The sequence below is a fragment of the Ideonella benzenivorans genome, from assembly GCF_020387415.1.
GTDB lineage: Bacteria > Pseudomonadota > Gammaproteobacteria > Burkholderiales > Burkholderiaceae_C > Ideonella > Ideonella benzenivorans.
Genome location: NZ_JAGWCB010000018.1, coordinates 335,521 through 356,359, shown reverse-complemented (window position 1 = coordinate 356,359; position 20,839 = coordinate 335,521). Strand labels below are relative to the sequence as shown.

General features: G+C 71.0%; 26 protein-coding genes. 7 read left to right on the top strand and 19 right to left on the bottom strand.

Features of this window, described 5'->3' with window-relative positions:
• Positions 1 to 2: 2 nt before the first annotated feature.
• The gene (locus KGA65_RS18070) at positions 3 to 1,526 is read right to left on the bottom strand and encodes a hypothetical protein (protein WP_225864514.1); all 1,524 of its coding nucleotides are present in this window, start codon (positions 1,524 to 1,526) and stop codon (positions 3 to 5) included.
• Between the two features lie 169 nt (positions 1,527 to 1,695).
• Between KGA65_RS18070 and KGA65_RS18065 the strand changes: the two genes are divergently transcribed.
• On the top strand, positions 1,696 to 2,412 hold the full coding sequence (locus KGA65_RS18065; protein WP_225864513.1) for a DUF554 domain-containing protein: 717 nt from the start codon (positions 1,696 to 1,698) through the stop codon (positions 2,410 to 2,412).
• Between the two features lie 9 nt (positions 2,413 to 2,421).
• Here KGA65_RS18065 and KGA65_RS18060 read toward each other — a convergent pair whose 3' ends face one another.
• The 4 genes from KGA65_RS18060 to KGA65_RS18045 all read right to left on the bottom strand — a co-directional run bounded on the left by KGA65_RS18060 (position 2,422) and on the right by KGA65_RS18045 (position 4,748).
• Positions 2,422 to 2,670 (bottom strand): hypothetical protein, encoded by a 249-nt coding sequence (locus tag KGA65_RS18060; protein WP_225864512.1) that lies wholly within the window; start codon positions 2,668 to 2,670, stop codon positions 2,422 to 2,424.
• Positions 2,671 to 2,717: 47 nt separating this feature from the next.
• Positions 2,718 to 3,143: a hypothetical protein gene (locus KGA65_RS18055; RefSeq protein ID WP_225864511.1), complete on the bottom strand. Its 426-nt coding sequence runs from the start codon at positions 3,141 to 3,143 to the stop codon at positions 2,718 to 2,720.
• Positions 3,144 to 3,248: 105 nt separating this feature from the next.
• Entirely contained in the window at positions 3,249 to 3,797 is a 549-nt protein-coding gene (locus KGA65_RS18050; RefSeq protein WP_225864510.1) for a GNAT family N-acetyltransferase, read from the bottom strand.
• A gap of 9 nt (positions 3,798 to 3,806) precedes the next feature.
• Entirely contained in the window at positions 3,807 to 4,748 is a 942-nt protein-coding gene (locus KGA65_RS18045) for a class I SAM-dependent methyltransferase (protein ID WP_225864509.1), read from the bottom strand.
• Positions 4,749 to 4,861: 113 nt separating this feature from the next.
• Here KGA65_RS18045 and KGA65_RS18040 point away from each other — a divergent pair, with 113 nt between their 5' ends.
• Positions 4,862 to 5,074 (top strand): hypothetical protein, encoded by a 213-nt coding sequence (locus KGA65_RS18040; RefSeq protein ID WP_225864508.1) that lies wholly within the window; start codon positions 4,862 to 4,864, stop codon positions 5,072 to 5,074.
• Positions 5,075 to 5,144: 70 nt separating this feature from the next.
• Positions 5,145 to 5,531 (top strand): nucleotide pyrophosphohydrolase, encoded by a 387-nt coding sequence (locus KGA65_RS18035; protein WP_225864507.1) that lies wholly within the window; start codon positions 5,145 to 5,147, stop codon positions 5,529 to 5,531.
• Here the strand turns inward: KGA65_RS18035 and KGA65_RS18030 are convergent.
• Positions 5,476 to 5,823 carry a hypothetical protein gene (locus KGA65_RS18030; RefSeq protein WP_225864506.1) on the bottom strand — a complete coding sequence of 116 codons (348 nt, stop codon included), beginning with the start codon at positions 5,821 to 5,823 and terminating at the stop codon, positions 5,476 to 5,478. The two genes, KGA65_RS18035 and KGA65_RS18030, sit on opposite strands and share 56 nt — an antisense overlap.
• Positions 5,824 to 5,978: 155 nt before the next feature.
• Between KGA65_RS18030 and KGA65_RS18025 the strand changes: the two genes are divergently transcribed.
• Positions 5,979 to 7,400, top strand: coding sequence for an aminotransferase-like domain-containing protein (locus KGA65_RS18025; RefSeq protein ID WP_225864505.1), 1,422 nt, complete (start codon positions 5,979 to 5,981; stop codon positions 7,398 to 7,400).
• Positions 7,401 to 7,412: 12 nt separating this feature from the next.
• Here the strand turns inward: KGA65_RS18025 and KGA65_RS18020 are convergent, their stop codons facing one another.
• Both KGA65_RS18020 and KGA65_RS18015 read right to left on the bottom strand, forming a co-directional pair.
• Complete coding sequence (locus tag KGA65_RS18020) at positions 7,413 to 7,835, bottom strand: group II truncated hemoglobin (protein ID WP_225864504.1); 423 nt, start codon at positions 7,833 to 7,835, stop codon at positions 7,413 to 7,415.
• Positions 7,832 to 8,971 (bottom strand): NAD(P)/FAD-dependent oxidoreductase, encoded by a 1,140-nt coding sequence (locus tag KGA65_RS18015; protein WP_225864503.1) that lies wholly within the window; start codon positions 8,969 to 8,971, stop codon positions 7,832 to 7,834. Before KGA65_RS18015 ends, KGA65_RS18020 begins: the two co-directional genes overlap by 4 nt.
• Positions 8,972 to 9,254: 283 nt before the next feature.
• Between KGA65_RS18015 and KGA65_RS18010 the strand changes: the two genes are divergently transcribed.
• Entirely contained in the window at positions 9,255 to 9,581 is a 327-nt protein-coding gene (locus tag KGA65_RS18010; protein WP_225864502.1) for a hypothetical protein, read from the top strand.
• A 6-nt stretch (positions 9,582 to 9,587) separates the two neighbouring features.
• Here the strand turns inward: KGA65_RS18010 and KGA65_RS18005 are convergent, their stop codons facing one another.
• Genes KGA65_RS18005 through KGA65_RS17955 form a run of 11 tightly spaced genes read right to left on the bottom strand, consistent with a single transcriptional unit; the run spans position 9,588 to position 18,448 of the window.
• Positions 9,588 to 9,860 (bottom strand): SWEET family sugar transporter, encoded by a 273-nt coding sequence (locus KGA65_RS18005; protein WP_225864501.1) that lies wholly within the window; start codon positions 9,858 to 9,860, stop codon positions 9,588 to 9,590.
• Between the two features lie 11 nt (positions 9,861 to 9,871).
• Entirely contained in the window at positions 9,872 to 10,888 is a 1,017-nt protein-coding gene (locus KGA65_RS18000; protein ID WP_225864500.1) for a 2Fe-2S iron-sulfur cluster-binding protein, read from the bottom strand.
• Positions 10,885 to 11,223 (bottom strand): non-heme iron oxygenase ferredoxin subunit, encoded by a 339-nt coding sequence (locus tag KGA65_RS17995; protein WP_225864499.1) that lies wholly within the window; start codon positions 11,221 to 11,223, stop codon positions 10,885 to 10,887. The genes KGA65_RS18000 and KGA65_RS17995 overlap by 4 nt, the downstream gene beginning before the upstream one ends.
• A 33-nt stretch (positions 11,224 to 11,256) precedes the next feature.
• Positions 11,257 to 12,429, bottom strand: coding sequence for an OmpP1/FadL family transporter (locus KGA65_RS17990; RefSeq protein ID WP_225864498.1), 1,173 nt, complete (start codon positions 12,427 to 12,429; stop codon positions 11,257 to 11,259).
• Positions 12,426 to 13,208 carry an SDR family oxidoreductase gene (locus KGA65_RS17985; RefSeq protein WP_225864497.1) on the bottom strand — a complete coding sequence of 261 codons (783 nt, stop codon included), beginning with the start codon at positions 13,206 to 13,208 and terminating at the stop codon, positions 12,426 to 12,428. Before KGA65_RS17985 ends, KGA65_RS17990 begins: the two co-directional genes overlap by 4 nt.
• Before the next feature lie 17 nt (positions 13,209 to 13,225).
• Complete coding sequence (locus KGA65_RS17980; protein WP_225864496.1) at positions 13,226 to 13,759, bottom strand: flavin reductase family protein; 534 nt, start codon at positions 13,757 to 13,759, stop codon at positions 13,226 to 13,228.
• Positions 13,749 to 15,014 (bottom strand): styrene monooxygenase/indole monooxygenase family protein, encoded by a 1,266-nt coding sequence (locus KGA65_RS17975; protein WP_225864495.1) that lies wholly within the window; start codon positions 15,012 to 15,014, stop codon positions 13,749 to 13,751. The genes KGA65_RS17980 and KGA65_RS17975 overlap by 11 nt, the downstream gene beginning before the upstream one ends.
• A 20-nt stretch (positions 15,015 to 15,034) precedes the next feature.
• A complete protein-coding gene (locus KGA65_RS17970) occupies positions 15,035 to 15,523 on the bottom strand; it encodes a nuclear transport factor 2 family protein (protein ID WP_225864494.1) in 489 nt (162 codons plus the stop codon).
• 1 nt (position 15,524) lies between these two features.
• Entirely contained in the window at positions 15,525 to 15,869 is a 345-nt protein-coding gene (locus tag KGA65_RS17965; RefSeq protein WP_225864493.1) for a hypothetical protein, read from the bottom strand.
• A gap of 11 nt (positions 15,870 to 15,880) precedes the next feature.
• Positions 15,881 to 17,086: an aromatic ring-hydroxylating oxygenase subunit alpha gene (locus KGA65_RS17960; protein WP_225864492.1), complete on the bottom strand. Its 1,206-nt coding sequence runs from the start codon at positions 17,084 to 17,086 to the stop codon at positions 15,881 to 15,883.
• Between the two features lie 42 nt (positions 17,087 to 17,128).
• Positions 17,129 to 18,448: an acetamidase/formamidase family protein gene (locus KGA65_RS17955; RefSeq protein ID WP_225864491.1), complete on the bottom strand. Its 1,320-nt coding sequence runs from the start codon at positions 18,446 to 18,448 to the stop codon at positions 17,129 to 17,131.
• A 170-nt stretch (positions 18,449 to 18,618) separates the two neighbouring features.
• Between KGA65_RS17955 and KGA65_RS17950 the strand changes: the two genes are divergently transcribed.
• Together KGA65_RS17950 and KGA65_RS17945 are read left to right on the top strand one after the other, a co-directional pair.
• Complete coding sequence (locus KGA65_RS17950) at positions 18,619 to 20,133, top strand: PAS domain S-box protein (RefSeq protein ID WP_225864490.1); 1,515 nt, start codon at positions 18,619 to 18,621, stop codon at positions 20,131 to 20,133.
• Entirely contained in the window at positions 20,111 to 20,791 is a 681-nt protein-coding gene (locus KGA65_RS17945; protein ID WP_225864489.1) for a response regulator transcription factor, read from the top strand. The genes KGA65_RS17950 and KGA65_RS17945 overlap by 23 nt, the downstream gene beginning before the upstream one ends.
• Positions 20,792 to 20,839 lie beyond the last annotated feature (48 nt).

The window sequence follows — 20,839 nt, the reverse complement described above, 5'->3', positions numbered from 1 at the left end:
GCTCAGCGCACCGGCACCGCCAGCAGGTAATCCACCCCCAGCCCCACGCTGTTGGCACTGAAATGCTGGCCGGACGAGCTGCGGGCCTCGGTGCGGCCGGCATTCAGGTTCAGCGCCAGCCGGTCGTTCAGGGTGTAGCGCAGACCGGCGCTGGCCTTGACGGCCGGGCCATGCACGTTGGTGCCGCCCATCAGCTGGCCAAAGGCCTGCAGCGGAGCGGCCGGCGTCTGGACACCGATGCCGGCCAGCAGTTCGCCATAACCGGGATAGCCCAGGTAGGCGCTGTACGCCACCGCGGCCTGCAGCGGCAGGTACCAGTGCGCGTTGAGCATGGCGTCGGCCTGCACGCCCGCCATCCGCAGCGTGCCCCGGTCGGTGTCGCGGTAGCGCACCTGGAATTCGGTCTGCTGGAAAAGGCCGATGCGGAAGGCCTGGTAGGTCGGCGTGCTGAAGCTGTCGCCCCAGCCGCCGCGTGGGCCGCCCAGGTGATGGGTCAGGGCCAGGCCGTAGGTGACGTTCTTCGACGAGCCCTTGGGCGCCATCAAGTAGCCGCCGGACAGGGACAGGCCCCAGTCCGGCGTGAGCAGGTATTCGGCCGACAGCTTGGGATAGACCAGCAGCCCGGCATCGGTGTCGATCTTCTCGGGGGCATAGCCGCCCGAGCCGACCCCCAGCTGGGCATAGAGACGGGTGCGGGGCGACAGGCGCAGCCGTTGACCCAGGCCGCCCAGCACCTGGTTGTAGAGCGGCAGGCCGTGGTAGCCCACGCCCAGGCCGGCGTACCAGTAGGTGTCGGGGGCGATGAAGTGTGCGTACTGCAGGTCGGCCACGCCCAGCCGGCCCTTGAAGGACCCCTGGGGGCGAATCTGTATGAAGTTGTCGGCCACCAGCGTCAGCATGTTCTCGCCTGTCTCGGCGGTGGCGCGCTGCGCGTCGTCGGGGGCGAGGGCCTGGCCCTGGCTGGCGAAGGGCCCGGTGAGGTAGCTGTACGGGATCTCCAGGAAGACGTTGGCCTGGGTGCCGTCGATGGCCGAATGGCTGAACTTCATCTTGGCGATGTTGGCGCCGACCGAGAAGCGGCCGAAGTCGTAGCCCAGCCCGACATAGGCCTTGTAGAAGCCCCCCGAGCCGGACAGCAGCTTGCTCTGCTCGATGCTGCGGCCACCACCACCACCGCCGCCGGACACGCCCGCGGTGGCCAGCCACGGGCCCCCCAACCGCTGCCGCACATGGGCGCCCACATCGAAGGCGGTGAAGCCGCCATAGGCGCCGCGCGCCAGTGGGGCGTACACGCCGGCGCCCAGGTACAGCCAGTCGGTGGCCCGCTGGTACACGTGGAAGCCAGTCAGGTCGATGGCTTCATCGCCGGGCACCCGGATCACCTGGTAGTCCAGCGCGATCAGCGCGCTGCTGCTCTGCAGGGGGCTGCTGGGGGTGGGCGTGGGGGCCTCCTGGGCCAGGGTCGCGGCAGACCCGAGCAGCCCCAGAAGGCCCAAGCCCACCACGGCCGGCCGTCGTTTCACCATGTTGCTCCCTCCCTGAGCGTGATCGCGGTGTTGGTTCAGGCGGGCAAGGCTAGCACCGTGCGCCGGCAGGGGCGGCCGGCTGGCTCGGCGGGCCGCCAGCAGAAATATTCTCACAGGGGCAAAATCCGGCCATGCATTTCCCTCACGACGACGCGGGCCGAGCCGCGTCATGATCGTCGGTCCCTTTCTCAACAGCAGCGCGATTTTCCTGGGTGCGATCGGCGGGGCGGCCCTGGCCCGGCGTCTGCCACAGCGGCTGTGCGCCACACTGCCACAGATCTTCGGCCTGTGCGCGATGGCGATGTCCGTCGTGCTGATCCAGAAGGTGGCGCACCTGCCGGTGATGGTGCTGTCAGTCATCCTGGGCACCATCGTCGGCGAGCTGGTCTACCTGGAGCGCGGCATTGGCACGGTGGCCGGTCTGGCCAAGCGCCTGGTGGAGCGGGTGACCCCGGCCCCCTCGGGCATGTCGCAGGCGCAGTTCCTGGAGAAGTTTGTCGCCATCACGGTGCTGTTCTGTGCCAGCGGCATCGGCGTGTTTGGCTCGATGCAGGAAGGCATGACCGGCGACGCCACGCTGCTGATCACCAAGTCCTTCCTGGACTTCTTCACGGCCGCCATCTTCGCGACCGGCCTGGGCTACGCGGTGGCGGTCATCGCACTGCCGCAGCTGGCGATCCAGCTGTGCCTGGCCGCGGCGGCGGTGCTGATCCTGCCGCTGGTGACGCCGGCGATGCAGGCGGATTTCTCCGCCACGGGCGGGGCGCTGCTGCTGGCCACCGGCTTTCGCATCTGCGGGCTGCAGGCCTTTCCGGTGGCCAACATGCTGCCGGCCCTGGCGCTGGCCATGCCGCTGTCGGCGCTCTGGAGCCGCCTGCTGGGCTGACGCCGGGCGTCAGGCCCGGCCGGAGCGCCGGCTGCGCGGGTTCAGCTTGTCCAGCTCGGCCAGTTGCTGCTTGAGCAGCAGCACCAGGGTGCGGGCATGCTCCACCGGCAGGCTCAGGCAGCTCGACGGCACGCCGTCCTCGCTGTCGCGCGTGGGCTGTCGGGTCGTCACCAGGGCGTCCAGGGCCACTTCGATGAGGCCGTGGTGGTCGTGCCGGATGGACTTCAGACGCTGGACTTCGATGGTGTAGGGCTTCACGCGGGGCTCCGCAAAGAGATCGGGGACATGGATTGTCCCTGCCCGGCTCAGTGTCCCCAGACCCAGACCACCGTGCCGCCCAGGTTCAGGCCGCTGAAGCTCAGCGTGCCCAGGGGGCGCAGGCTGGGCGTGGGCTGCGGCGCGAGCCACTGGGCCAGGTCCAGGCGGAGGTCGAATGGGTGGTCGGCAAAGACCCACTGGGTCACGTCCCGGCCGTCGTACAGCGCGGTGGGCAGGTCGTTGAGCCCGTGCTGGCGCAGCTGGGCCAGGAACTGCTCGGGGCCGAGCGTGCTGTCGCTGAAGCTGCCGTCGGGCAGCCAAGCCACCAGTGCCGCCAAGCTAGGCAGCGCGGGCTTGGGGGCGGCGGCCTGACCTGCAACGGCCCGCAGCGCCGGGGTGTCCAGTGGGGTCAGGTCAGCGTGGGCGGGCAGGGCCAGGGCCAGCCCGGCACAGAGTGACAACGGCAGCTTCATGGCGGTCTCCTCGCGCGGTGCCGCCAGTGTTGGGCGCCCCGCCCCGGGGCAAAGCCCGGAAAACCGGGCCGGGGACCTGCCTGATGTGCCCGGGGGCGCCCGCGTTCAGCAGGGGGCCCAGTCGGTCCGCAGCAGACCCAGTTGCCAGAGGTCGTGGCGCTGCCCGCTCCAGAAGCCCGCCTCGCGCAGCCGGCCCTCGCGCACAAAGCCCAGGCCCTCGGCCAGCGCCAGCGAGGGCGCATTGTCCGGGTGGATCTGGGCCTCAATGCGGTGCAGCTCCATGGTGGTGAAGCCCCAGTCGAAGGCCGCCCGCAGGGCCTCGCGCATCAAGCCCTGCCCCCGGGCGCTCGCGGCCAGCTCGTAGCCGGTGCTGCATTTGGCCCAGTCGCGGTTCCAGCCGAACAGGCCACAGCTGCCCACCAGGGCCCCATCGGCGCACCGTTCCAGGCCCCAGCGCACGCCGGGGTGGGGCTGCTGGCGCCAGGCGGCGAACTTGTGCACCAGCGCTTCGGCCTGCGCCAAGGTGGTCAGCGGCTCGGTGCCGAAATAGCGCATGGCCGGGCCGTCGCCGTGGATGGCCAGCAGCGCCGGGGCGTCGTCCAGGGTGAGTTCGCGCAGCCGCAGGCGCGGGGTCTCCAGCGTGGGAAAGCTCATCGGCCCATGCTATCCGGCCGGGGCGCCGTCCACGCGCTGCGCCACCAGCACCTTGAGCGAGCGCGTCTCGTCGGCGTCGGCAAAGGCGGGTGGGTTGGGCAGGCGTTCGGTCACGCGCAGTGCGGGGGCATGCTCGGCCACCCAGGCGCGCAGCTCGGCCTCGGTGCGCTTGGGCGAGTTCAGGCACAGCAGCGCCCGCCCGCCGGGCACCAGCAGGTCCGGCAGGCGGCGCAGCAGCCGGGGGTAGTCCTTCTCGGCCACGAAGCTGCCCTTCTGGTAGCTGGGCGGGTCGGCGATGACCAGGTCGTAGGGCCCGCTGCGGCCCACCTTGCCCCAGCTGCTGAACAGGTCGTGCGGCAGGAAGCTGGCGCCAGCGCCCAGGCCGTTGAGGGCGTGGTTGGCCTTGCCGATGCCCAGCGCCCCGGCGGCCATGTCCACATTGACCACCCGGCCGGCCCCGCCCCGCAGCGCGGCGACCGAGAAGGCGCAGGTGTAGGCGAACAGGTTCAGCACCGCCAGGCCCGGCTGGGCCTCGGCCTGGGCCCGCACCCAGCGCCGGCCCTCGGCCATGTCCAGGAACAGGCCGTGGTTGAAGCCGCGCAGCAGGTGCACCTTGTAGCGGGCGCCGTGCTCTTCCACGGTGTGCGGCTCGGGCACGCTGCCGCACAGCAGCCGGGTCTGGGCCCGCACCTCGTCGCGCTGCTGGAAGACCAGGTTCAACGGCTGGCCGGGGGCGACCTCGGCCCAGCGGCGCGCGAAGGCCGCCTGCAGGGCGGCCAGCTCATCGTCTTCCACCGGCTGGTAACTGGTGAGCAGCCAGACGGGCGGGTAGGCGTCCAGCGTCCAGTGTTCGCAACCAGGGAAGCGGCCGCCGCGGCCGTGGAAGTGGCGTTGCGCCCCGGTCGGCGGGGGCAGCTGGGCAATGGCGTCGAGCAGGGCGGAAGCAGTCACGCGGGGCGGGCAGGAAAAATTTCGCGCGATTGTCGGCCAGGCCGTCAACCGCCGGTTCGGGCCCCTCGTTGAACAGTCATCTTCAACCCACGGACCCGAAGGTCCTTGTCATCATGACCAAGCTGTTCGCTGCCCTGATCGCCACCGTGTTCGCCGCCGGCGCCTTTGCTGCTGACGCTCCCGCCACCCCCGCTGCTGACACCGCTGCCGCTCCGGCCGCCGCGACCTCGGCCCCGGCCAAGAAGCACGTCAAGAAGCACCACGCCAAGAAGGCCGTGAAGAAGGCTGCGACGGCTGAAGCCGCTGCCCCCGCCGCCAGCAACTGATGGCAGCCGCTTTGGCGGCACACTGAAGAGCCCCGCAAGGGGCTCTTTGCATTTCTGAGGCCCGCCATCGATGTCGACTCCCCCGTCTCCGCCCTTCCTGGCGCCCGACAGCCTGGCGCAGCTGAGCCAGCGCCTGCGCGACTTCGCCGCCGAGCGGGACTGGCAGCCCTTTCACGCGCCCAAGAACCTGGCCTCGGCGCTGATCGTTGAGGCCGGTGAGCTGCTGGAGCACTTCCAGTGGCTGACCGAGGACCAGAGCCGGGCCCTGGCCCAGGCCGGGCCGGCCAAGGACGCGGTGGCTGCCGAGATGGCCGACGTGCTGCTCTACCTGGTGCAGCTGGCCAGCGCGCTGGAGGTGGACCTGCTGGACGCCGCCGCCCGCAAGATGGTGGTCAACGCGGTCAAGTACCCGGTGGAGAAGGCACGCGGGCGGGCCGACCGGGCCAGCGAACTCTGAGGCCGGCCAGCGCAGCGGCCAGCTGAGTCCACGGCGTGGGGCGTCGCTCCAGCCGCAGCGTGACGGCCGTCAGGGCCTGCCACTGCCATTCGCCGGCGTCGTCGATCTGCTGCTGATGGCCTTCGACCCAGGTCGCGCTGGGCTGCCAGCAGCGCTCGCCCAGCCACTGGGCCGGCGGGCGGACTTGCAGACAGCCCTGGGACAGCCAGAGCCGGTCACCCCGGCGCAGACGCAGGCTCAGGCCCTGGCCAGCGGCCAGGGGGATGGTGGAGATCAAGGGGGCGGTGTGCATGGCCTCCACTGTGCGGCGCCGGGCGTCGCTCGGGCAGGCACAGCCCCGTACGCGGCGCCCCGCAACAGCAGCCCCCAACACGATCTGTTCTGGTCCGATCCGCGACACTCTGTGTCTGTTGTGATTCCGGCCCTGCACCCACACTGGCCCGCGCCATGAACCCGCTGTACCGCCGCATCGCCGACCAGTACCTGTCGGCCATCCAGGCCGGTTCGCTGCGCCCCGGCGACCGTTTCCCCTCCGTGCGCGCGCTGATGCGCACCCACGCCGTCAGCCTGTCCACCGCGCTGCAGGCCTGCCGTCAACTGGAGGACGAGGGCTGGCTGGAGGCCCGGGCCCGTTCCGGCTACTTCGTACAGCACCCGCGTCGGCGCGGCCTGCCACCGGCCACCGAGGCGGGCGTGCAGCCCATCGACCCGGCGGCCTACGTCGGCATCTCGGCCCATGTCTCGGAGATCCTGGCCCGCGGCCAGCGCCAGCCGGTGGCGGTGAACCTGGCGCTGGCAGTAGCGCCCAGCGCGCTGTATCCGGGCGAGGCACTCTCCCGCATCATGCAGCGCAAGCTGCGGCTGGCGCCCACCGCCCTGGTCAGCATGACCCGTCGGTACGGCCACCCGCTGCTGCGCGCCGCGCTGGCCCGGCGGGCCCTGGCGCGCGGCGTGACAGCCGCGCCGGAGGAGGTCGTCATCACCCAGGGCGCCACTGAGGCGATGAACCTGGCCCTGCGGGCGGTGACCCAGCCCGGTGGCACGGTGGCGGTGGAGTCGCCCAGCTTCTACGGCCTGCTGCAGATCATCGAAGCCCTGGGCCTGCGCGCCATCGAGCTGCCCACCAGCCCGCGCGACGGCCTGTCGGTGGAGGCCCTGGCCTTCGCGCTGGACAGTGACCCGTCCATCCAGGCGGTCGCCGTCATGCCCACCCTGCACAACCCGCTGGGCTGCACCATGCCCGACGAGCGCAAGGCCGCCCTGGTGGCCCTGTGCGCCGAACGCGGCGTGGCCCTGATCGAGGACGACATCTACGGCGAGATGAGCCCCCAGCCGGCGCGCCCGCTCAAGGCCTGGGACCGGGCCGGCGGCGTCGTCCACTGCAACTCGCTGAGCAAGATCCTGGCGCCCGGCCTGCGCCTGGGCTGGCTGCTGGCCGGGCGCTGGCAGGCCCGGGTGGAGATGCTCAAGTACACCCAGAGCCGCTTCCCCGAGGAGCTGCCCCAGGCCACGGTGGCCGAGTTCCTGGACAGCCCTGCCTACGACCGCCACCTGCGGCGCCTGAACGAGGCCCTGCGCCAGCACCGCGATGCCTATGCCGACCGCATCGCCACCCACTTCCCGCCCGGCACCCGGGTGACCCTGCCCGAGGGCGGCATGCTGCTGTGGCTGCAGCTGCCCGAGGGCGCCAGTGGCGACGCCCTGTTCGACGCCGCGCTGGCCCGGGGCATCAAGATCGCGCCGGGCTCGATGTTCTCCACCGGCCGGCGCTACGACGGCTGCGTGCGCCTGAGCTGCGGCCGGGCGATGGACGACACGGTGGACGCGGCCCTGCGCACGCTGGGCCGCCAGGTGGCCGCGGCCGGCTGAAGGGCCGCGGGCTCAGGCCGCGGCTTCGCCCGGGCAGCGCCGCCCGTCGCTGTTGACCATGTGCGCGGCCATGTCGCCAAAGGCCTTCTCCAGCAGGGCGCGCAGGGCCATGTCGTCCACTGTCTCGGCCAGGGCCTGGCGCATGCACAGCATCCACTCGTCGCGCTCCACCGGGCCCACGCTGTAAGGCAGGTGGCGCATGCGCAGCCGGGGGTGGCCCTTCTCGGCGGTGTACAGCGGCGGTCCACCGAACCAGCCGCTGAGGTACTTGAACAGGCTGTCGGCGCTGCCGGCCAGGCTCTCGGGGTGGATCTGCCGCACGGTGTAGGCCTCGGGCAGCTCATCCATCAGCGCGTAGAAGCGCTCGACCAGACGGCGCACGCCGGCTTCGCCGCCCAGGCGGTCGTAGGGGCTCAGGACAGGAGAGGTGTTCATCGGTATTGCCTCAGGTAGTGACGTTCGAAGCCGCGCTTGGCCCAGTGCAGCAGGCGGCTGGAGGGCCACATCAGGTGGCGGCGCTCGGTGCGCCAGATCAGGGTGCCGTGGTCGATCGCGTCGACGATGCAGACCAGCTCCACCGGGAAGGTGGCCTGGGACGGCCGGCCGGCCAGATCGGCCAGCAGGTTGGTGGCCGCGGCCTGAGCCTGCAGGTCGGCCATGTGGGCCTGCTTGGGCATCCAGTCGGGCCCAGGGAAGCTGCCGGAGTCGCCCACCACGACCACCCGCTCGAAGCCGGGCACGCGGCAGTGCGCGTCGGCCTGCAGCAGGCCCCCGGGCGAGCGGGGCAGTTCAGTGGCATCGAACCAGGCGTTGCCCGTCATGCCGGGCATGAAGAGGATCAGGTCGGCCCGGAAGGCCTCGCCCTCGGTCACCACCTGATCGGCTTCGAATCGGACCATCTTGTGGCCCAGCACGGTGCGGATGCCGCGCCGGGCCATCTCGCCCAGCAGATGCTGCACGGCCTGCGGGCCCAGGCGGGCACCGGGCTCGGTCGAGGGGTTGAAGAAGACCAGCTCGAAGCGCTCCCGCCGGCCCTCGCGGCGCAGCTGCTCGTCGATGCCGAACAGGAACTCGAACATCGGCCCGCCGCGCACCGCGCTGGGCTCCTTCGAGTTGCCGGCGAAGCCCACCGCGACGGTGCCGCCGGACATCGCCCGCAGCCGGTCGCGGATGCGCTCGGCCGCGGCAATGCCCTCGCAGGGGGTGATGGCGTGCTCGATGCCGGGCAGCTTTTTCAGGAAGCGTCCGCCGGTGGCGATGACCAGGCCGTCGTTGGCCCGCGGGCCGGCGCTGGTCAGCACCGTGCGCCCGCCGTCGGCCAGGCCGGTGACCTCCGCCGCCACATGCTGCACGCGCTGGCGCCGGAAGAAGTTGTCCAGCGGCACCACCAGGTCCTCGCGCCGGCGCAGGCCGGCCGGGATCCAGATGATGCCGGGCAGGTAGTGCAGCTCGGCCCGGGGCGCGACGAGAGTGATCTCGGCGTGCGGCGCCTGCCGGCGCAGGGCGCGGACGGTGGACAGGCCGGCAAAGCCGGCCCCCAGCACGGTGATGCGGGGCGTGGAAGAGGGCATGCCCCGCCTCTATCAAGCCCCGTGCCAGCGGGGGGCGTCAGAAAAACAGGCGTGTTTTCAAGCACTTGGCTCTGGGCGGCGGCCCCGCTCTGTGCCTTCGGCGGGGTGCTCGGACAGTCCTGCCATGCCAGGGCTGCCAAGGGTGTCAGTGCTGTCAGCCGGCGGCGGCGTGACGGACTGCGCAGAAGCGCCGGGCCCGTGTCCCATTGGAATCAAGGGTTAACCCGGATCCGGGACAATGGCGGACATCCCGCCTGAAGTGCTGCTGTTCCGGGAGCCGAGCATGTCGTCGAGCCGTTCGTTGTGGACCCGTTACCTGTTTCCCGTGGGCCTGATGCAGGCGCCGCGCGGCGACCTGTTCCTGCACCGTGCGATGCGGGTGGACAACCTGGACGCCCTGCGCCGCTGGATGCCGCACTACGTCAAGGTGCACGGGGTGCTGGCCGGCCTGCTGACGCTGGCGATGGTGGGCGCCGTCGGCCTGGGGCTGCCGTTCTGGCTGAGCCTGCTGGGCGCGCTGGCCAATGCCGGCGAGCTGCTGCTGTTCGTGGTCTTCACCGGCCTGGCCCTGGCGCTGCGGTTGCCGGTGCCGCCCAGCGGTTGGCGTTGAGGCGCCTCAGCGGCGGGTGGCCCGCCGCTGGTAATGCCACTTCATGAGCAGGATGGCCACGGCGTTCACGCCGATCAGGCCATTGGTCCACAGCAGCGGCCGGTCGCCGCGCAGCCAGCCGTAGGCCATCCACAGCCCCACGCCCGCGGTCAGCAGCAAGTAGGTGCCCCAGGACACATCGTCGGCCCGGCGCCGGCGCAGGATGTGCCAGGCCTGGGGCACGAAGGAGGCGGTGCTCAGCACGCCGGCCAGCGGGCCGATCCAATCGGCAGCGTCCATCGGTTGGCCCCTCAGAAAAAGCGGTCGAAGTGGATCCGCTCCGGCGGGATCCGGTGGGTGACCTGCAGCAGGGTCAGCACGGCCTCCACCATGCCGGGCGGGCCGGCCAGGTAGACCTCGCGCTCGGCCAGGGCGGCGCCCAGCGTCTGTTCGACCAGGGCGTGGATGGGCCCGACCGCGCCGGTCCAGCCGGCAGCCGTCGCCGCGGCCGCGTCGGAGACGGCCGCGTGGTAGCGCAGTCGGTCGCCGTCCACGCCCAGCGCCGCCAGCTCGGCCTGGCCGCACAGGTCGGCCGGCGTGCGGCCGCCGTAGAAGAAGTCCAGCCGCCGCGGGCCATCGCGCAGCAGCGTGGCGGCCGCGCCCCGGGCCACCGACAGCATCGGCGCCAGACCGGAGCCGCCGGCGATGCAGACGATGTCGCGCGGCACGTCCGGCCGCAGCCAGGCCATGCCGTAGGGGCCGTCCAGCGCCACGCTGTCGCCCGGCCGCAGGGTGTCGAACAGCGCGTTGCTGGCCTCGCCGCCGGGCACGCGGCGCACGCCGAAGTGCCACTCGCCCGCCGCGTTGGCCAGGTTGGCCATCGAGTAGGCCCGCTCGCGCACCAGGCCGGGCAGGCCCAGGAAGGCGTACTGGCCGGGCTCGAAGGTCGCGGGGGCCTCGGTCTGGAACACGAACTCGCGCAGGTCGTGGGTGAGCGGCCGCACCGCCCGCAGCGTGGCGGCCTGGCGCCGCGGCGGCGTGGGGGCGGTGCCGCGCGGGTCCAGGCGCAGTGTCAGGTCCACATCGCCCAGCGGCCGGCACTGGCAGGCCAGTTGTCGGCCCTTGCGGCGGTCGCGCTCGCTCAGGCCCGGGGCCTCGGCCCACAACACCTCGACCTGGCCCTGCGTCACCTCGCAGCGGCAGCAGCCGCAGGCGCCCACGCCGCATTCGTAGGGCAGGGCCACGCCCGCCCGCAGCGCGGCCCGCAGCAGGGTGTCGCCCTCGGCCACCTCGAAGCGGGCTTCGCCGCCGTTCACGCTCACCGTCATGCCGGCTCCTGCACCGGCAGCGCAGCCAACACCTGGCCATCCTGCAGCTGCACCGGATAGACCCGCAGCGCGATGGTGCAGGGCGCACCGGCCGGCTTGCCGGTGGCGATGTCGAAGGCGCCCTGGTGGTAGGGGCACTCGACCAGGCCGTCCTCGATCTCGCCATCGCACAGCGAGGCATCGCCATGGGTGCAGGTGTCGTCGGTGACGTGGATGCCGCTGTCGATGCGGAACACCGCCAGCGGAGGCCGGCCGGGCAGTTCGATGCGGCGGCAGCCGCCGGCGGGCACGTCGGCCACGGCGCACAGGGGGGTCAGGGGAAAGGGAGTCGTCATGGTCGGGCTTTCAGGGGCAGGGTGGGAGGTGCCTCACCAGGCGTAGGACCAGGCGGCGGCCAGCCAGTTTTGCGACATGCGCACATCCACCCCGGTGCTGGCGCCGGTGCCGTGCACGGTGGTGCCGATCGCCCGCGCATAGGCCAGGCTGAGGGACTGGTGGGGGTCGAACTTCCAGGTCGCGCCCAGGGTCAGGTGCTGCTGCGGCGTGACCGGCGCCAGATAGTTCAGCGTGGTGTTGTCGCTGCTGACGATCTGCGTGCCGTGGCTGTAGCCCGCGCGCAGCGTCCACTGGGGCCGAACCTCCCAGGCCACGCCGGCGCGCACGACCGTCTGGTTGCGCCAGCCAAAGCCGGGCTGCGGGTCGGTCAGGGCGTTGCCCAGCGAGGCCAGGTCGCCCCAGTTCACCCGCATCACGTCGGCGGCGAAGGTGAGGCCGGCCGGGGCCTGCACCGCCAGGCCCAGGCCGTAACGCTCGGGCACGTCGAACTGGCCGCCATCGGCCAGCAGCGCGCTGTAGGCCTTGAGCTTGCCCATGTGGATGCGCGAGGCGTACATCGCGCCCAGCGAGACACCCGGCAGCACCTCGCCGGTCCAGCCCAGCTTCAGGCCGACGCCGGTGGAGGATTCGTAGCCCTGGCCTTCGACGCCATTGGCATCGGGCACGCCGTTGACACGGAAGCGCTGGTAGGCCAGGTCCAGCGAAACCCCCACCGCCTGGCCGGCGCTGAGCTTGAGCGCGTAGGTGGGCGAGACGATCACCTGGGTCAGGTTGGCGCCGTCGCTGGCGCTGTCGGTGCCGCCCGAAATCGACTGGCGGTACTTGGTCGCCACCCCATTGCCATAGACCGAGACCCCGACCGTCTGCTGGGTGTCCAGCGGCCGCACATAGCCGAACTCGGGCACCGGGATGGCCTTCAGGCCGCCGCCGTCGAAGGTGGTGCCGCCGAAGGTGGCCGAGGGCTTGGGCAGCACCACCGCCAGGCCCAGCTCCAGCTGTTCGCCCAGCAGGGCCATGCCCGAGGGGTTGTTGGCCGCGGCCACCGCGTCCTGCGGCAAGGCGATGGAGGCGCCGCCCATGCCTTGCGAGGCGATGCCATAGCCGTGCGGCATGGTGCCGTTGGTGGCGCGGGCCGGCAGGGTGGCCAGGCCGGCCAGGATCAGGCCGCACAGCGGCAGCAGGCGGAAGCGGAACAGCGAGGTCATGACAGCAACTCCAGGATGGGGGTGAGGCCCTGTTCGGGGCCGAGGGCGGCATAGCCGCCATCGACGGCCAGGTTGGCGCCGGTGATGAAGCGGGCGTGGTCGGAGCACAGGAAGAGCACGGCCTCGGCCACCTCGGTGGGGTCGCCGATGCGGCCGAGCATGTGGAAGGGGCGGGCCACGGCCTCGACCCGGGCCCGGTCACCGCCGGAGATCTGGTCGAGCACGCCCGACCAGGTCCAGCCGGGTGACACGGCATTGGCGCGGATGCCGGCGCCGGCCAGGTCTAGCGCCTCGCTGCGGGTGAGCTGCAGCACGGCGGCCTTGGTGGCCGGGTAGGCCCAGCGGCCGGCCTGGGCCACGCCCGCGCTGGTGGAGCCGAAGTTCACCACCGCGCTGCCCGGCGCCATGTGCGGGCAGGCCAGCTGCACCAGCCGCGCCGGGCCGATCACGTTGACGGCGAAGGAGCGGGTCCATTCGTCGCGCGTGGTGCCCGGCCCCTGGTCGGCATAGACGGCCGCCACGTTGACGACGAAGTCGAGGCGGCCGAAGTGGGCCTGGGCCGCGGCCACACAGGCCTCGACCTCGGCCTCCACGGCCAGGTCGGTGTGCTGAAAGCGCAGCGCCGGGCCCAGCTCGGCGGCCAGGGCCTGCCCGCCCGCGTCGTCGATGTCGGCCACCAGCACCTGCGTGCCGGCGGCCACGAAGGCCCGCGCCACCGCCGCGCCGATCAGCGTGGCGCCGCCGCTGACGATGGCCACCTTGTTGTCCAGTCCTCGCATGGGTCGTTCTCCTTGATTCAGGCCGCCAGCGGCTCGGCTTCGGGCAGCACGCCCAGCCGGCCGCGGCAGAACACCATCGGGGCGGTGTCGCGCCAGCGCAGGCGCAGCACCTGGCCGACGACGATCACGTGGTCCCCGCCGGGATGCTCGGCAAAGCCGACGCACTCGAACTGCGCTGCCGCGCCGGGCAGCATGGGCACGCCGCCCACGCCGGGCGTGGTGCTCAGGCCGGCGAACTTGTCGGCGCCGGGCTGGCCGAAGCGCTGGCACAGCGCGGTCTGGTCACCGGCCAGCACGTTCACACCGAAGGGCCGGCCAGGCCGGAAGCGGCCGGCATGCGGCGATCGGCGCGACAGGCTCCACAGCACCAGCGCCGGGTCCAGCGAGACGGTGTTGAAGGAGCTGGCGGTGATGCCCACCGGGCGGCCGTCGTCGGCCAGCGTGGTCACCACGGTGACGCCGGTGGCGAACAGGCCCAGCGCGCGGCGCAGCGCGGCGGGGTCGCCGGCCTCGCCATCGTCGCGCCAGACGGGGCTGGGCTCAGGCCGCATCGCGCACCGTCCTTTCGGCGACGAAGGCACGCGCCAGGGCCACGTCGGTGATCCAGGGGAAGTAGTTGGCCGGGTTGTCGAAACCGCGCATGAAGGCATCGGCCACCGGCGGGTGCACCGAGGCGGCGCCCAGCACCTCCATCACCGGCTCGCCCGGCGGCAGCAGCAGCGCGTTGGTGAAGCCGGTGGTGAAGACGGCCGATGCGTTCCAGAAGGTCTCGAACACGTCCTGCATCCAGTCGGCGTCGAAGGGCTGCTGGCCCTGGGCCTGGATGCGCTCGGCCAGGTAGCGCACCATGCGCACCGCGTTGTTGGCGCCCTGGCCGGCGATCGGGTCGTTGAGCACCGCGGTGTCGCCGATGGCCATCACCAGCCCGCCACCGGGCAGGCGGCCGACCGGCTTGCGCACCGTGGGCAGGAAGCTGCCCTTGAGCCAGGCGTCCTCGTCGGTCAGCTCGGCACCCTCCAGGTGGTGCAGGTCGTCGGGGGCGAAGTCGGCGACCACCGAGCGGGCGATCTCCAGCAGCTCATGGCCGTCGCGGGCCGCCTGGAAGCGGTCCATCGGGCCGCCGGGAATGGCCTCGAACAGGAAGCTGCGGCACTCGCCCCGGGTGTGGGTGTAGAAGGGCAGCGAGAAGAACTCGCCCACGCCGGCCACGAAGTTGAAGCGCAGCGGCCGGAAGGGCACGCGGGCCCAGGGCCGGTCGCCCATCAGCTGCGGGCCGGTGAGCAGCAGCGCGGCCAGGTGGCGCGGCGGCGTGCTGTGGGCGCTGCGCACCTCGTCGCGCTCGAAGAAGGCGTTGATCGGGCCCTTGCCGGCGGCGACCATGGTCAGGTCGCTCTCGGCCGCGATGCGCTCCAGGTCGGTCACCGAGACCGACTGGATCACCAGCTTGCCGCCGCGCTGGCTGAACTCGCGCATCCAGCGGGAGAACTTGGTGCGCTGGTCCAGGGCCTGGCCCTTCAGTTCGCCCAGGCGGCCCTGCACGGTCAGGCCGATGCGGCCATCGGGCCCGCGGAAGTCCACGTGCATGCCCTCGCCGTAGGGCACCACGTCCTCCCAGAAGTTCAGGCCCAGCTCGCGTTCGAACTGCAGCGAGCTGTTGAACAGGAAGGCGGTGCTGGGGATGCGGCTGTTGAGCACCTGCTCGGGGCTGCGGTCGGTGTAGAGGGTGACGGCATAGCCCTTGTCGAGCAGAGCGAAGCCCAGGAGAAGGCCGGCCTGGCCTCCGCCGATCAGAGAAATCTTGCGCATGAAACTTCCTTGGATGCGGATCAGGGGGTAGGCGGCAGGGTCTGCCAGCCTTCGCGGTGGGGGCTGAGGAGCTTGAGCTGCAGGTCGACGCGGGCGAAGTGCCAGCCCTGCGGGCCCTTCACCACCTGGGCGTCGTAGCAGCCGCCGATCCAGTGCGCCTGCGCTGCGGGCTCGCCGGGCTCGGCCACCTGGGCCAGCTCCCAGAGGTACCAGCGGCAGCGGGCGGTGGCGCCGTCGTCGGCCCGCTCCACCAGCGGCGACACCATGTAGTGCAGCGACCAGCGAATGCGGGTGCGGCCGATCTCGGCCAGGGCGCGGGCGATCTCGTCGGCGCCCCGGTGCTGGCCGAAGCCCTCGCAGGCCCAGACCGCGTCCTCGGTGAACAGCGGCCCGAGGATGGCCGGGTCGTTGTGGCGGTCCGCCCCCAGCGCATAGGTCGCCACCAGGGTGCGGATGGCCTCTTGGTCCTCAAGCCGCGTGAGGCGTTCGGTCAGGCCGGCGAGGTCCATCTCAGAGCACCTGTTCGCCGTGGTCGGCGACGAAACGCGACTCGTCGAAGCTGTGCGGCACCTTGGGGTCGCCGCCGTAGAGCTCGATGTGCGGCGCCACCTCGGCCAGCGACAGGGCCAGCGCGAACAGGCGTTCGGCCTCGGGCGGCAGCTCGCCCAGCGGGTAGCGGTCGACGTAGCTGACGATGTCCTCGATGCGCGGCAGCATCGCCTCGTAGAAGGCGCGCAGCTCGCCGCGCGAGGCGTGGATGCGCCGCTGCTGGCGCTCGTTCTGGGTGGCCAGGGCCCAGCTGGGCACCAGGGGCTCCAGCACTTCAAAGGACTTGGGCAGGGTGGTGATGCTCATGGTGGGGCTCCTCATTCGGCGTGCATGGCGGCTTCCAGCGCGTGGTAGCCGTGGCGGATCAGGACCTCGTCGTCCTGCAGGTGCATCACCGGCTTGGCACCGGACTCGAGCGCGATCTGGGTGTCCTCCATCGTCGCGGTGTCCTCCAGCCAGGCGTTGCGCTGCAGGCACTGGGCGTGCTCCAGGGCCCAGCGCTGGCCGTTGGTCTTGGGCGGGCGCACGTAGTACTTGCCTTCCCACAGGGTCTTGTTGTGCGACACCGGCCAGAACTGGTGGGTGAACCAGATGCCTTCGGAGACGTGCAGCAGCAGGTTGGGGAACATCACCGAGAGCTCGAAGGCGAAGTCCTCGCGGTGGTCCGGGTTGACACCCGGCGGCAGCATCGACGCGCCGCGGCGCGCCACCAGCGAGCCGGTGGCCAGCGCGTTGGCGATCTTGGCCACCGGGGTGGGGTCGTTCTGCAGCGACAGGCAGATGGCCGCGGTGCGGTGCGGGCCGAACAGCTCCACGTTCTGCAGGCCGGAGGTGAACACATTGGGGAAGGAGCCGGCGTGGATGGTGGCCACGTGGTAGGCCTCGGCAAAGGCGTCGTGCGCCACCTTCCAGTTGCAGTCCAGGTAGGTGTGGTAGCTGAAGCAGTGCGACAGCTCGTGGTACGGGAAGCCGCTCAGGTGCTGGCCCAGGCCGCCCAGGAACTCGGCCAGCGGCTGCACCTGCGGGGCCGGGTCCAGGTTGACGAAGATGAAGCCTTCCCAGACGTCGGTGTGCACCGACGTCAGCGCGTTCTTGTCCTTCTCGAAGCAGGCGTGGAACTTCTGCTCCTCGGGCACCTGCACGATGGCGCCCTTGGCGTCATAGACCCAGCCGTGGAAGCGGCAGGTCACCACCGCGGCCTTGTTCTTGCCGAAGGTCTCCTCGCCGGTCTCGACGATGACCTTGTTGCCGCGGTGCGAGCAGGTGTTGTGGAAGCCGCGCACCTGGCCGTCCTTGCCGCGGATCAGGATCACCGAGGTCTTGGCGAAGTCCAGCTTCTTGACCTTGTAGTCGCCGGCGTTGGGAATCTCCTCGACGCGGCCGACCTTCAGCCAGGACTTGAGGAAGACCTTCTGGCGTTCCTGCTCGAAGAACTCGGGCGAGACACAGGGGTCGATGGGGATGGGGCCGGTGCCCAGCTCGGGGTACTTGGCGGCCCAGCGCAGTTCAGCGGGTGCGTTCATGGCGTGCTCCGTGAAAGGGGATGAATCGGGGAATGGAAAGGCTCAGTCAGTGAGCCCGTACTGTTCGCGCACCAGCGCGCCAATGCCCAGGCGGTCCAGGATGTCCATCGGGCACAGGAAGGTGACGCGCACCACGCCGGGCAGGCGGCTGATCTCGATCGAGCCGGTGATCGTGGCGCGGTTGAGGATCTCGTCGGGCGACAGACCGGTCACCTTGGCGGCGCGGTCCACGCCGTTGTGGGTGGCGTCGTTGAGCGTGCGGCCCGAGCCGATGAAGGTGATCGGGCCGTTGCGCTCGATCTTCTTCTGGCCGTAGCGCTGGGCCAGGCGCTCCACCGCGGCGCGCTGCTCCGGGCTCATGGGCCGCGCCATCGGCGGCAGATCGTCCGGGCGCTGCAGCAGGATGGGGCCGTCCAGCGTCAGGCCCTTGATGACCTGCACGTCCAGTTCGGTGAAGCCGGCCACGTCGGTGGCATGGCCCGCCACCTCGCCGTTGCCCTGCTGGGCGTGCATGTCCCCCAGGTAGACACCGGCCCCGGGCACCTTGACGGGGCAGATCAGGATGGCACCGGCCCGCACCGAGTTGGTGTCCATGTGGCCATCGGTCTTGTGCAGGTCCAGCTCCGCCTGGCTCATCGCGTACTGGTGTGGTGCATCGACCAGGAAGGCGCCGAAGTCGCCAGCGTTGTGCGAGTCGGGCAGGTCGCGCGAGGGCGTGGTGCCGATGTTGCCGAGGAAGGGCTGCATGTGCGCGGCCAGGCCCTCGATGTCCGCGCGGGCCAGCGACAGGATGGAGTGCTGCTCGGCCGCTTCGGGCAGGCGGGCGAATTCCATCGCCTGGGTGGCCAGCCGGTCGGCCACCGCCTGGCCCACGGTCAGCGAGACGCCGCTGTCCTGGTCCAGCACGATCACATAGCCGTTGGCGAAGCGGAAGGCGTTGACCTCGGCGCCGCAGACGTCGCAGTGCACCGCGTTGTCGCCGATACCCTCGATGTGGCTGGGCGGGCTGACGGTGCCGCAGCTGGGGCAGAGCTTGGCGACGAAGGGGTCGCCCAGGTAGCGGCCGTCGACAAAGGACATCACGCCCGACGAGGTGGCCAGCGAGGTGACGACCATGTGGCGCAGCTTGAGCGCCACCGCGTCGCCCACCTCGGCACCGGCCACGGCCACCGGTTGCGAGACCTCGTGGCCGCCCTGGAACTTGGGCGTGATCATCGGGCCCCAGCAGCCCGGCGGCGTGCCCACGCGCAGGGTGCCGCCATCGGCGACCGGGCCGAGCATTTCATTGCTGGGGCCGACGATGCCGCGGGTGTAGCTCTTGACCTCGACGACAGGCTGGGGAGTGGAATCACGGGTGCTCATGGGGCGTCCTTGCAGCTAGAACTGTTGACCGCTCCGGGCCCAACACATCGGCCCGAAACATGCTTGCAAGGTTAGAAACCGGATGGCCCCGCGCAAATCCGGCAACGCATCTAAGCCAGTAGGTGCTTGTTCTTACCGGCTTGCGACACCGCACTCCTGAGGAAGACGCAATGCAGTTGGCGACCAACTACAAGGACGTGTTCGATCACGCGAACGATGCGATCTTCATCCACGACGAGCGCACCGGCGCCATCCTGGATGCCAACCGCATGGCCGCGCGCATGACCGGCGTGCCCGTGCCCCTGTTGACGCGCATGGGGGTGGGGGACATCAGCTCGCGCCCACATGGGTGTGACGGCCTTGGTGCACTGACGCACATTCACCGTGCGGTGGACGAGGGCCCGCAGCTGTTCGAATGGTGGGTGCGCCGCCCCGACGGCAGCCAGGTGCCCACCGAAGTGAATCTCAAGCGCATCATCACCGGCGGCCAGCCCAAGGTGATCGCGCTGGTGCGCGAGATCACCGACCGCAAGGCCACCGAGGAGCGGCTGATCGCGCGCGAGGCCTATTACCGCCAGCTGATCGGCAACATCAGCGACGGCATCGCGATCCTCGACCGACGCGGCCGGGTGGCCTGGGTGGGGCCGTCGATCCGCAAGGTGCTGGGGTTCCGTGAACGGGAGGTGCGTGGCCGGGCCGTGTTCGCGCGCATGGAGCCGGCCGAGGCCCAGCGGCTGAGCGAGCTGCTGCGCCAGCTGACGCTGCAGCCGGCCGGCGAGCAGACCTTCGCCTGCCGCATCCAGCACCGCGACGGCCGCTGGTGCTGGCTGGAGGGCAGCTGCGTGAACCTGCTGGAGGACCGGCACGTGGACGGCCTGCTGGTGACCTTCCGCGACGTCAGTGCCCGGCTGGAGGCCGAGGAGCGGGTGCGCCAGCGCGACCTGGAGCTCAGCCACATGGCGCGCCTGTCCACCACCGGCGAGATGGCCTCGGCCCTGGCGCATGAGCTGAACCAGCCCTTCTTCGCCATCATGAACTTCGTCGGTGGCGCCATCCGGCGGGCCCAGGCCGGCAGCCTGGGCCTGCCCGAGCTGATGGAGGTGCTGGAGCACACCCGCGTGCAGGCCGAACGGGCCGGCCGCATCATCCGCACGGTGCGCAACTTCACCCGCAAGAGCGCCTACCACCGCGAGACGGTGGACATCCGCACCATCGTCGAGGAGATCGCGCCCTTCATCGAGATCGAAGCCCGGGCCCGTGGCGTGGCCACCCGCTACCGGCTGCTGCGCGAGCCGGCGCTGGTGCACTGCGACTGGGTGCTGATCGAGCAGGTGATCTCCAACATCGCCCGCAACGGTATCGAGGCGATGGAGCACACGCCCGAGGGCCAGCGCCAGCTGACCCTGGCCACCCACCTGACCGCCGCCGGCACCGTGAGCCTGTCCATCGAGGACTGTGGCCACGGCCTGCCGCGCTGCAACCCAGACAAGATCTTCGACGCCTTCTTCACGACCAAGAAGGAAGGCCTGGGCATCGGCCTGTCGCTGTGCCGCTCCATCATCGATTCCCACGGCGGCAGCCTGTGGGTCACGCAAAGCGCCTCGGGCGGCGCCAAGTTCCACTTCACCTTGCCATTGGCCTCCGAGGTCGAGGCCGTCGACCATGCACCCCAGCTCTTCCACTAAGCCACCGTCCCACACCCCGGTCGTGTTCGTCGTCGACGACGACGACGCGGTGCGCACCTCGCTGCGCTGGCTGCTCGAATCGGTGGGTCACCCGGTGGAGGTGTTCCGCAACGGGCGCGAATTTCTGGACAGCCACGACCCCGAGCAACCGGGCTGCCTGCTGCTGGACATCCGCATGCCGCAGATGGGTGGCTTCGAGCTGCAGGAGGTGCTGCGCGCCACCAGCCCGGAGCTGCCCATCCTGTTCCTGAGCGGGCACGGCACCATCCCGATGTCGGTGCGGGCGATGCGGGCCGGCGCCTTCGACTTCATCGAGAAGCCTTTTTCCGACCAGGCCCTGCTCGACCGCGTGCAGGACGCTGTCAACCTGGCGGCCGAGCTGCACCGTCAGCAGCGGCATGCGCGCCTGATGAAGAACCAGCTGGCCACGCTGTCACCGCGCGAGCGCGAGGTGCTGGACCTGTTGATCGATGGCCTGTCCAGCCGCGAGATCGGCGAGGAGCTGGGCATCAGCAAGAAGACCGTCGAGGTCCACCGCTGCCGCATCCGCGAGAAGCTGGGCATCGACACCGTGGCCGAGCTGGTGCGGATGATGATCCACGTCGATCCGCAGGCCGCCACCTCGACGAACCACGGCGGGTCGGGCCATCGGCTCTGAGCCGGGTTTCGGCAGTATTCACCTCCGAACCGTCATCCCCCGGCCCTA

Excerpts from the sequence above, each read along its gene's own strand:
- KGA65_RS18035 (WP_225864507.1), top strand. The coding sequence starts at position 5,145 with ATGTCGACTCCCCCGTCTCCGCCCTTCCTGGCGCCCGACAGCCTGGCG.
- KGA65_RS18005 (WP_225864501.1), bottom strand. The coding sequence starts at position 9,860 with ATGGACGCTGCCGATTGGATCGGCCCGCTGGCCGGCGTGCTGAGCACC.
- KGA65_RS17975 (WP_225864495.1), bottom strand. The coding sequence starts at position 15,014 with ATGCGCAAGATTTCTCTGATCGGCGGAGGCCAGGCCGGCCTTCTCCTG.
- KGA65_RS18050 (WP_225864510.1), bottom strand. The coding sequence starts at position 3,797 with ATGAGCTTTCCCACGCTGGAGACCCCGCGCCTGCGGCTGCGCGAACTC.
- KGA65_RS17945 (WP_225864489.1), top strand. The coding sequence starts at position 20,111 with ATGCACCCCAGCTCTTCCACTAAGCCACCGTCCCACACCCCGGTCGTG.
- KGA65_RS18065 (WP_225864513.1), top strand. The coding sequence starts at position 1,696 with ATGATCGTCGGTCCCTTTCTCAACAGCAGCGCGATTTTCCTGGGTGCG.
- KGA65_RS18055 (WP_225864511.1), bottom strand. The coding sequence starts at position 3,143 with ATGAAGCTGCCGTTGTCACTCTGTGCCGGGCTGGCCCTGGCCCTGCCC.
- KGA65_RS18070 (WP_225864514.1), bottom strand. The coding sequence starts at position 1,526 with ATGGTGAAACGACGGCCGGCCGTGGTGGGCTTGGGCCTTCTGGGGCTG.
- KGA65_RS18030 (WP_225864506.1), bottom strand. The coding sequence starts at position 5,823 with ATGCACACCGCCCCCTTGATCTCCACCATCCCCCTGGCCGCTGGCCAG.
- KGA65_RS17950 (WP_225864490.1), top strand. The coding sequence starts at position 18,619 with ATGCAGTTGGCGACCAACTACAAGGACGTGTTCGATCACGCGAACGAT.
- KGA65_RS18025 (WP_225864505.1), top strand. The coding sequence starts at position 5,979 with ATGAACCCGCTGTACCGCCGCATCGCCGACCAGTACCTGTCGGCCATC.
- KGA65_RS17980 (WP_225864496.1), bottom strand. The coding sequence starts at position 13,759 with ATGCGGCCTGAGCCCAGCCCCGTCTGGCGCGACGATGGCGAGGCCGGC.
- KGA65_RS18020 (WP_225864504.1), bottom strand. The coding sequence starts at position 7,835 with ATGAACACCTCTCCTGTCCTGAGCCCCTACGACCGCCTGGGCGGCGAA.
- KGA65_RS17960 (WP_225864492.1), bottom strand. The coding sequence starts at position 17,086 with ATGAACGCACCCGCTGAACTGCGCTGGGCCGCCAAGTACCCCGAGCTG.
- KGA65_RS17985 (WP_225864497.1), bottom strand. The coding sequence starts at position 13,208 with ATGCGAGGACTGGACAACAAGGTGGCCATCGTCAGCGGCGGCGCCACG.
- KGA65_RS18040 (WP_225864508.1), top strand. The coding sequence starts at position 4,862 with ATGACCAAGCTGTTCGCTGCCCTGATCGCCACCGTGTTCGCCGCCGGC.
- KGA65_RS17955 (WP_225864491.1), bottom strand. The coding sequence starts at position 18,448 with ATGAGCACCCGTGATTCCACTCCCCAGCCTGTCGTCGAGGTCAAGAGC.
- KGA65_RS17970 (WP_225864494.1), bottom strand. The coding sequence starts at position 15,523 with ATGGACCTCGCCGGCCTGACCGAACGCCTCACGCGGCTTGAGGACCAA.
- KGA65_RS17995 (WP_225864499.1), bottom strand. The coding sequence starts at position 11,223 with ATGACGACTCCCTTTCCCCTGACCCCCCTGTGCGCCGTGGCCGACGTG.
- KGA65_RS17965 (WP_225864493.1), bottom strand. The coding sequence starts at position 15,869 with ATGAGCATCACCACCCTGCCCAAGTCCTTTGAAGTGCTGGAGCCCCTG.
- KGA65_RS18015 (WP_225864503.1), bottom strand. The coding sequence starts at position 8,971 with ATGCCCTCTTCCACGCCCCGCATCACCGTGCTGGGGGCCGGCTTTGCC.
- KGA65_RS18010 (WP_225864502.1), top strand. The coding sequence starts at position 9,255 with ATGTCGTCGAGCCGTTCGTTGTGGACCCGTTACCTGTTTCCCGTGGGC.
- KGA65_RS17990 (WP_225864498.1), bottom strand. The coding sequence starts at position 12,429 with ATGACCTCGCTGTTCCGCTTCCGCCTGCTGCCGCTGTGCGGCCTGATC.
- KGA65_RS18000 (WP_225864500.1), bottom strand. The coding sequence starts at position 10,888 with ATGACGGTGAGCGTGAACGGCGGCGAAGCCCGCTTCGAGGTGGCCGAG.